The 7,755-nt window shown below is 71.9% G+C and carries 9 protein-coding genes; 2 read left to right on the forward strand and 7 right to left on the reverse strand.

From position 1 onward, the window contains the following. Nucleotides 1-149 precede the first annotated feature (149 nt). On the forward strand, nt 150-527 hold the full coding sequence (locus GTQ99_RS16660) for a hypothetical protein (protein ID WP_166616856.1): 378 nt from the start codon (nt 150-152) through the stop codon (nt 525-527). A gap of 382 nt (nt 528-909) precedes the next feature. Here GTQ99_RS16660 and GTQ99_RS16665 read toward each other — a convergent pair whose 3' ends face one another. From GTQ99_RS16665 to GTQ99_RS26210, 4 genes are all read right to left on the reverse strand, one after another. Continuing rightward, complete coding sequence (locus GTQ99_RS16665; protein ID WP_166616857.1) at nt 910-1,296, reverse strand: Fic family protein; 387 nt, start codon at nt 1,294-1,296, stop codon at nt 910-912. A gap of 8 nt (nt 1,297-1,304) precedes the next feature. Next, complete coding sequence (locus tag GTQ99_RS16670; RefSeq protein ID WP_166616858.1) at nt 1,305-1,493, reverse strand: FitA-like ribbon-helix-helix domain-containing protein; 189 nt, start codon at nt 1,491-1,493, stop codon at nt 1,305-1,307. A 262-nt stretch (nt 1,494-1,755) separates the two neighbouring features. Then, on the reverse strand, nt 1,756-2,136 hold the full coding sequence (locus tag GTQ99_RS16675) for a hypothetical protein (protein WP_205707646.1): 381 nt from the start codon (nt 2,134-2,136) through the stop codon (nt 1,756-1,758). Nucleotides 2,137-2,143: 7 nt separating this feature from the next. Then, complete coding sequence (locus GTQ99_RS26210; protein ID WP_166616859.1) at nt 2,144-2,452, reverse strand: WhiB family transcriptional regulator; 309 nt, start codon at nt 2,450-2,452, stop codon at nt 2,144-2,146. A 205-nt stretch (nt 2,453-2,657) separates the two neighbouring features. On the opposite strand from GTQ99_RS26210, the gene GTQ99_RS16685 reads away from it, so the two are divergent. Further along, on the forward strand, nt 2,658-3,389 hold the full coding sequence (locus tag GTQ99_RS16685; protein WP_166616860.1) for a DUF732 domain-containing protein: 732 nt from the start codon (nt 2,658-2,660) through the stop codon (nt 3,387-3,389). Between the two features lie 271 nt (nt 3,390-3,660). Here GTQ99_RS16685 and GTQ99_RS16690 read toward each other — a convergent pair whose 3' ends face one another. From GTQ99_RS16690 to GTQ99_RS16700, 3 genes are read right to left on the reverse strand one after another with little or no spacing between them, the layout of a single operon-like run. Beyond that, complete coding sequence (locus tag GTQ99_RS16690) at nt 3,661-5,037, reverse strand: MFS transporter (protein ID WP_166616861.1); 1,377 nt, start codon at nt 5,035-5,037, stop codon at nt 3,661-3,663. Continuing rightward, nucleotides 4,947-5,666: a hypothetical protein gene (locus GTQ99_RS16695; RefSeq protein ID WP_166616862.1), complete on the reverse strand. Its 720-nt coding sequence runs from the start codon at nt 5,664-5,666 to the stop codon at nt 4,947-4,949. Before GTQ99_RS16695 ends, GTQ99_RS16690 begins: the two co-directional genes overlap by 91 nt. A 6-nt stretch (nt 5,667-5,672) precedes the next feature. After that, the gene (locus GTQ99_RS16700; RefSeq protein ID WP_166616863.1) at nt 5,673-7,727 is read right to left on the reverse strand and encodes a primary-amine oxidase; all 2,055 of its coding nucleotides are present in this window, start codon (nt 7,725-7,727) and stop codon (nt 5,673-5,675) included. Nucleotides 7,728-7,755 lie beyond the last annotated feature (28 nt).

Consider the following 7,755-nt stretch of genomic DNA (forward strand, 5'->3'; position numbering starts at 1 on the left):
CACATGCGGTGCCGCCTCGGGACCGCGTCCCCCACCCCTGCGCACCGCATGTGAGTGCCCACGGAGTCACTTCTCGGTCCGGTCAAGACCCGCCGACCTCCCGGTGCGCCGGGCTTCCCGCCGGCGCGGCGCGGCGCGCATGATGAGGCGTGCCCGATGAACTCCTCCGCCCGCCCGGTGATGACGTCCCCGCCGACGGGGCGCCGGCCGCGCCCACCGAGGGCGTCGTCGTGCGCCGTGATCCCGCTCGGGTCGCGGCGTGGCGGCAGCGTGCAGTCGCCGCCCTGCCGCAGCTGGCCCGCAACCCCGTCGTCCTCGGCGCCTCGGCGGCCGTCGCCGGCCTCGCCGCGCGCGCGGCGGTGGAGGTGGCGGTGGAGGTCGCCCGACGCGCCGTCGGAGTCCCGCCCGCGCGCCGGGGGCCCGCTGTGCACGTCGTGCACCACGTCGTGCACCACGTCCACCACGTCGTGCACCACCCGGGGGTTCCGGTCGTCGTCCGCGTCCCGCTCTTGCCGCCGCCGCTTTGACCGCCCTGGCCCGCGGGGCCCGCACCCGCCCTGGAGCAGCCGCCTCGAAGCGCTCCCGGAAGTAGGTGGGGTGCAGGCCCACGGTGGCCGCCCACACCACGATGTGCTCGGCGTGCAGCCGGCTGGTGCGCCACCCGCCCGGGGCCGGCCACGCCCGGGCGCTCAGCGCTACCAGGGCCAGGCGGGCGGGGAAGCGGCGCAGCAGATCGGTCAGGCGGCAGGCGAAGGAGTCGGAGGCGAGCAGTGTGTCGTCCAGGTCGAAGACGACACACGGCTGCCGGGCCGCCCCGCGCCCTGCGAGGGAGGCCGATCGAGCTGCCAGAGCTGACAGCTCCGCTGGCCCACCGCCCACCACTCCACCACAGCATCGCGGCCGCGCGCTTCACGCGATGTACCGGGTGATCACCTTCGCCAGTTCCGCGGCGTCCAAGTCCCCAGCGGCCACGGCCAGCACCATCTGCTCGGCCTCGTCGACGTGCATGAGCAGGTCGGTGCCGTTGAGCAGGCAGAAGACGCGGGTCGCGGACCAGGCCAGACGCTCGTTGCCGTCGACCAGCGGGTGGTTGCGGGCCAGGGAGTGCATCAGCGCGGCGGCCTTGCCGGCCAGGGTGGGGTAGGCCTCGCGGCCGAAGACGGTGGTGCGGGGACGGGCAGCGGCTGAGGCGAGCAGACCCAGATCGAGGACCTGCAGGTCCTCGACGACGCCGGCGGCGATCTCCAGCAGGTCTTCGGTGGACAGGTGGCCCGGCGGGTGTTCGGGCTGGGTCACCGGGTGGGTCAGCGGGCGAGGAGTTCGGCGTCCTCGGTGCGCACCCGCTCGATGGCCGCGCGCAGGCGGGCGGGGCGGTCGGAGACGTACTCGCCGATGGCGGTGCGGGCGACTTCCTGCATGGAGCGGCCCTCCTGGTCCGCACGTCGGCGCAGGGCTTCGGTCTCCTCATCGCTCAGCCGCAGGTTCATCGCCATGAGCTGACGGTACCGCCGTGGTACCAATGCGGCCGGGCCCGGAGACGCCGGCATCAGCAGACACCGTGGCCGGCCAGGGCATGCCGACCGCGTCATCGACAGTCGGCACACCGGCCCAGCGAAGGCCGCCACAAACCGTCGACGAGCGAGCGCCACCACGTCCACCACTCCAGCCCGCCGCAGGTAGGGCACCTGGTGCGCCACTCGTGCGTCTGCTCCACGGGCAGAGCGACATCGCCGACGCCGGCCTGCTCGGCGTCCCTCACGACGGGGTCCGCAGCTGCCAGCCGTCGTGCGGGCCGCCGGGGCCGTGCTGCAGCCAGCCGTGCTCACGCAGCCACGCCGTGCGCTTCTGCCAGACTCGGTCGCCGACGCCGGCTTCGCGGGCGAGCATGCGGGCGGTGTGGTCGCCGGGGATGCGGTTCTCGAAGTCGGCGGCCGCGGCCAGCACCCATGTCACCGCCAGCAAGGACTCACGAGCGGGGCGCATCAGCTGCGCGGCCGGCACCACCCGCACCGCATCGGTGACGGCGTAGGCCCACCACACCGCGGAGGGCACCATGTCCCGCGGGTCGCTGGTCAGCCGCTTGATCCAGGCCGGGGCGAGGGTTCCGGTGTGGTGTCCAGTGAGGATGTCAGGCACTGCGCCGCTACAGCCAGGTGCACTCGCCGGGCAGCAGGCCACCGCGCACACCCCACCGGTGGCTCTCTCCGGCCTCGGTGCGCAGGGCATCGGCCAGGCAGACGCGGCGCACGGGGCACTCCTGGCACACCCGCTGAGCGATGGCGGTGGCGCGGGAGCGGTGCCGACCCTCGAAGGTCTCATCGAAGACGGCGACCTGGTCGCGGCAGGCGGCGCGCTGCTGCCAGTCACCGCGCTGCCAGTCACCGCGCTGCCAGTCGCCGAGCTGGCGGTCACCGCGCTGGTGATGAGCGGCCGGCCGATGGTGGGTGCTCATGGTGATCCGGTCATCGGCACCGTTGCGACGGCGCTGAACGCTTCAGAGGTGAAGCTCGCCTGTACGGCCGATCACCGCCCTGGGTGGATCTGTGAGGCCGAGCCCGGCCCATTCGGCATGAAGTCCCACAAAGGAAAGCCACATCGGTGACACTCGGTGCGTGCACAGCGGACCTGCTGTGACGGCACTCACCGAGGGAAGCACCGTGACCACGTACGACCAGCCGCCGGCCAGCACACCCGTCCACCAGCGCCTGGAGACGGTCGGCGACGGCATGTCCGCCGCCGCCCTCATCACCAGCTGGGTCGGTGCCGCCTTTCCCTTGCTGCCCGGCGTGGCCCTGCTCCTCGCCCTCGCCGGCCGAAAGCGCTCCGCCACCCGGTGGCTGAACACCGTGGCCATCGTGGTCTCTGCGCTCTTCCTCGCCGCCCAGATCGTCATCGCCGCCGTCTTCGGCAGCGTCCTGGTCAAGGGCATCAGCGATCTGACCAACCGCGACGACACCACCCTCGCCGGCAGCCAGGACTACCTCTCCGACGACGGCTACGACGACGGCAGCGCTGACGCCGCCGGTGACACGCAGGGTGCACCGGGCGTCGATGGGGGAGCCGACGTGGAGCAGGATGGGGCCGCTGTGGCCACCAGCCCCGGCAGCCTCGCCCCAGGCACCGATGCCATCCTGGACGGTGGCTACCAGGACCTGCTCGCCAGCGCCCTCGAAGACAGCGGCTTCAGCCCTTCGGACTTCACCGACAGCAACCTGTACCAGGCCGCCACCATCACCTGCACCGGACTGGAGGCCGGCAGCGACTTCACCACCGTCACCGGCGACGTCAACAGCACGCTGCCCATCCCGCGTGCCGTCGCGGGAAGCGTGACCGCCAGCGCGGTCAACATCTACTGCCCGCAGTACATCGAGGCCATTGTCCCCCAGTGAGCAGCGTCGGCCGCTCAGGCGCCGGCCGCCGCACGGTCCCAGCCCATCCGCACGCGCGGCCTTGCGGGACCTGACAACCGCTGGGGCGACGCCGCCCACATCACCGCGTTCCCCACGTGGCGAGGCAGGGACCATGGCGCCCCAGGAAGAGCTGCGGATGCGCGTGGAGGCTGTGCGGGTGGGTGCCGGGCCGTGGCACGGCGCCCACCCGCACAACAGCTTGCACAACCACCTGCGAAACCACGCGCAGGTGCCGGAGAGGGTCCAATGGTCAGGCCCCGCGCTGCGCCGGTTCGACGCTCCCGCTCGTGGCGGTGGACGGCTGGATGTCCTCAGCGGTCAGCAGGGACTGGCCGGCGGTCTCGCGCAGAGTGAGGGCGGCGATGATCCCGACCGCCGCGGCCACCATCAAGTACGGGCCGGGGACGAGGATGCTGCCGGTCGCCTCGATGAGCACCGTCATCAGGAAGGGAACAGTTCCCGCGAACAGTGCGGCGGAGACGTTGTAGGCCAGCGAGAGCCCGCCCTGGCGGTTGCGGGTCGGGAACAGCTCCGCGCTCCACACCGCGTAGGTGCCCAGGATGGCTGACAGCAGCACCGCCAGCACGAGCCCGGCCACGACGGTTCCTGCGGTACCGGTGCGCATCAGCAGGAAGGCGGGGGTCGCCAGCAGGAACAGTGCGATGGCCGCGCCCAGGAACACCGGTCGCCGGCCGAGCCGGTCGGAAAGGCGGCCGAAGGAGGGCACGAGGACCAGCGCCAGCAGGGACATCCCGGTGGACAGCAGCGCGGCGTCGTCGGCGGAGTGGCCCAGGTGGTCGGTCTCGTAGGTCACCAGGTAGGTCAGGACGGCGTAGAAGGTGACGTGCATCGTCGTCATGATCGCCGCGGCGCGCAGCATGGTGCCCAGGTGGTTGGCGAACAGCTCCCGGACCGGGGAGGTGGGGATGCTGTCGGTGCTCTCCAGTGCGCGGTACTCCGGGGTGTCCTCGATGCGGGAGCGGATGATCAGCCCGATGATGCCCAGCGGGGCGGCGGCGAGGAAGGGGATGCGCCAGCCCCCGTCCAGCAGTTGCTGCTCGGACAGGGAGATGTTCAGCAGGTAGTAGGCCAGCGAGCCCGCCAGGAAGCCCAGCAGGGACCCGACCTCCAGCCAGCTGACCCCGAATCCGCGGCGCTTGGCGGGGGAGAACTCGGCGAGGAAGCTGGCGGCGCTGCCGAACTCACCGCCCGCCGCCAAACCCTGCAGCAGGCGGATGGCCACGAGCAGGATGGGCGCCGCGATCCCGATGGTGTCGTATCCGGGCAGCAGCCCGATGAGCAGGGTGCCCGTCGACATCAGCAGGATGACGATCGACAGTGTCCGCTTGCGGCCGACGCGGTCCCCGAGGGGGCCGAAGACCAGGGCGCCGAGCGGGCGGATGGCGAAGGAGACGGCGAAGACGGCGAACACCGAGAGCACGGCGGCTGATCCGGAGGTCTCGGGGAAGAACACCGTCCCCAGGGTTCCGGCGAGGTAGGCGTAGATCGCCCAGTCGAACCAGTGGACGAAGACGCCTACCGCGCCGGCGGCGATGCTGCGGCGCAGTGCGGCGGGGTCGGCGGCCTTCTGCAGGGGGAGGGCAGCGGTGTTCTCGGGCATGTGCATGTCAGCCGTTCCTTGTCGGGGACGTGGTCGTCGCGGCCGGCCGGTGGCGTGCCGGGGGACGCTGGAGACGCTGCGGACGCCAGGGGAGTGGGCGCCGGCTCAGGTGTCGTTGCCCTCGCTGTCGCCGTGCGGGTGGGGGTGCACAGCGGCCGTCGTGGCGCCGCGCGTGTCGTGGCGCCGCCGGTGATGATTGCCAGGACGCACAGCGCCAGCTGCGTGACCCCCGCGATCGTGCCGAGTGCGGTGAGGGTGGCGAAGGAGGGGATGGATATTGCGCTGGTGTAGCCGGTGTGGTGTCCGGCGCCGAGCAGCTGCTGCGTCGGCGCGTAGCCGCCGCTCTCAGCGCCCGACAGGGTGGCCGTGAGAGGCAGGTGCAGGCTCATGAGCAGTGCCAGCGCGCCGCTGGAACACCATCCGCGCCGCGTCGGCAGCCGCCACAGCCGCCCGAGGTGGAACAGGCACGAGACCGCGGTGACGAGCGTGAGGATCGCCGTGATGGGGTGGTCCGCGCCGTGCACCGGGGCCAGCACCAGGTGGCAGACCGAGCAGAGCACACCCACCGGTACGACCAGCGCGCGCCAGCGGTCGGTGGCTGCGGGCGCGGCTGCGGGCTCGGCGGGGGCGGGCACCGGTGATCAGCTCGTCGGGGGGCAGCAGGTGTCCGACCCGCCGCCGGCAGCGCCGTGGGTCACACCACCGGCCGCACCGTGAGCCGTACCGTGGGCTGCCGCTGCGCTCGCGCCGCCGCTTCGCCGCGCTCGCGCGGGGTCGGGGGCATCCAGGGCCGGGTTGCGGTCGAAGAAGCCTTCGGGCTTGAGGACGAAGCCGGTGGTGTCGACCGGCATGATCGGCCAGTCCTCGGGCCGGGGGAAGTGCGTGAGCCCGAAGGTGTGCCACAGCACCACATCGGCGCCGTCGATCGAGCGGTCGGCCTGGATCCAGGTGTCGATGCCCCGCCCGCCGCTGCTCTGGTTGACGAAGTCGCCGGAGGGGTGCCGCTCGGCCTCGGAGTGCGCGGTGACCCACAGGTGCTTGGTCGTGAAGGCCGCGCGCCGGGCGATGGAGGAGTTCTCATCGGCCAGCAGGGTCGGCAGCCCCTCGGGCAGCAGCACGTACTTCACCGGCTCGCCGACGGCGTTGCGCACGCCGGGGTTGCTGACCGCCCACACGCGCCCGAGGCGGTTGTCGGCCTCGCGCACCCCTTCGAGCTCGGTGCGCAGGCGGCGCGAGCGACGGGTGAAGGCGTTGCCGTAGGGGTTGTCGGGGCCCATCGGCACCCGCTGCACCTCGACCTCGTCGACGGCGTTGACCTCTCCGTCGATCTGCATGTCCAGCCGTGCGGAGAAGAGGTGCTGGTGGTAGGGGGCGCCGATGCCCGAGGCGATCTCGCTGGCCCAGGGGTAGCTGCCGCGCGGCACGTCCTGCGGGTAGGCGGAGGCGAAGACGACGCCGGTGGCCTTGCACTCCAGCTCGATGGTGCCATCGAGGTAGAGGTACCAGTAGAAGCCGTAGTCGTAGTTGCCCACGGTGATGAAGAAGGAGATCACCAGCCGGCGCTGGCGGCGGGTGGAGGAGGCGCCGCTGTAGCCGTCGGTGTGCTTCCACAGCAGGCCGGTGTCCTCCTCGTGCATGCAGATGGCGTTGCGGATCGTGCGGGCGTGGCCGTCGTCGTCGTGGACGACCCCGTCGAAGTAGCGGATCTCGCCCAGGCAGTCGCAGCCCAGGGCCAGGGAGTTGGCCTCCCGTGACAGCGAGTACTCCCCGGCGTCGAAGTAGTTCTGCCAGAAACGCACCGGGCTGGGGTCGCCGTAGGGGACGACCATCTCGGCGATGGAGGCGCGGTAGACGATCGGGCGGATGCGCTCATCCTGCGTGCGGTCGCGGAAGCCGATCTGGTGCAGGATGAGGCCCTCGACCATCGAGTACCCCAGCCGGAATCGCCAGCCCTCCCACTCGACGACGTCACCGTCGACGCTGAAGCTGGGACCTTCCGGCTGGCTGATGACGATGGGTTTCTGCGTGGTGCGCTCGGCCTGCGGCAGGTGGAAGTCGTAGCGCTCGCGGGGGATCTCGAAGATCTTCTCGTCCAGGAGCTCGACGACCTCGCGGGTGTTCAGGTCGACGTAGGCCACGACGCCGTCGATGGGGTGCGCCCAGACGTTGTCGTCGTCGCTGAGCTGCAGGAAGGCCAGGCAGCGGGTGAGGCGGCGACCTTCCTCACCGGGCAGGTCGAAGGTGCCGGCGCTGAGGGCGGAGATTCGCACGCGCCGGTGCTCGCTGATCCCGCGCCGGGTCATGGCCGCGTTCCAGCCCTCGTGGGCCCAGAGGGTCTGCTCGACGATGTCGAACTCCTCGAGCATGATCGGCGGCTGGCCCTCGGTGCGCACGTCCACCGCGCGCGTGCTGACGACTTCGCGGGCGCTCAGGCTGGTGAGCACCTCGGTGACGGTGCCGTCGGCTCGATCGAGCAGGATGGTGCGCACCCGGCGCTCGAGCGGATCGCCGGGCTTCCAGGAGAGCACGTCGGCTTTAGCGGGTTCGGCCAGGGTCACCAGCGGAAAACGCGTGCCGGCGTGCACGAGCCCGGCCGCGGTCAGGACCTCGCGGTTGGTCTCGATCTCCTCGGCGCTGAGGCGGTCCAGGGGGTGGGCGCTCACGGTGGTCTCCAGGCTGTGCGGTCGCCGGCTCATCGAGCGGGGGCGGGAGCGGGAGTAGAGG

Source organism: Kineococcus vitellinus (assembly GCF_009906315.1).
Classification (GTDB): domain Bacteria; phylum Actinomycetota; class Actinomycetes; order Actinomycetales; family Kineococcaceae; genus Kineococcus; species Kineococcus vitellinus.